The sequence below is a fragment of the Psychromonas aquatilis genome (assembly GCF_038155185.1).
In the GTDB taxonomy this organism is placed as follows: Bacteria; Pseudomonadota; Gammaproteobacteria; order Enterobacterales; family Psychromonadaceae; genus Psychromonas; species Psychromonas aquatilis.
This window is the reverse complement of sequence record NZ_JBAKAZ010000299.1, coordinates 1-225: the sequence shown is the minus strand read 5'-3', so window position 1 is coordinate 225 and position 225 is coordinate 1. Positions and strand designations below refer to the sequence as shown.

Sequence of the window (225 nt, the reverse complement as noted above, 5' to 3'; positions counted from 1 at the left end):
GAAAAAACAAGCCGATACAGATGTGATTACCTTAACCTTACTTAAAAACCCAGATATTATTGCTGATGTAGCAAACGCTGAGAATCGTCCATTATGTGTCGGATTTGCTGCGGAAACAAAAGACATCGAAGCTTATGCTTTAGGTAAATTAGCACGTAAAAACTTAGATTTAATTCCTGCAAATGATGTATCGAATAGTGCTCAAGGTTTTAATAGTGATAATAA

Annotated in this window: 1 protein-coding gene; it reads left to right on the top strand. The window is 34.7% G+C overall.

Going from position 1 to position 225, the window contains the following annotated elements; all coding sequences use genetic code 11:
- Positions 1–225 (top strand): phosphopantothenoylcysteine decarboxylase domain-containing protein (locus V6256_RS15645; RefSeq protein WP_341599151.1); only part of this gene is annotated, 225 nt, incomplete at both ends.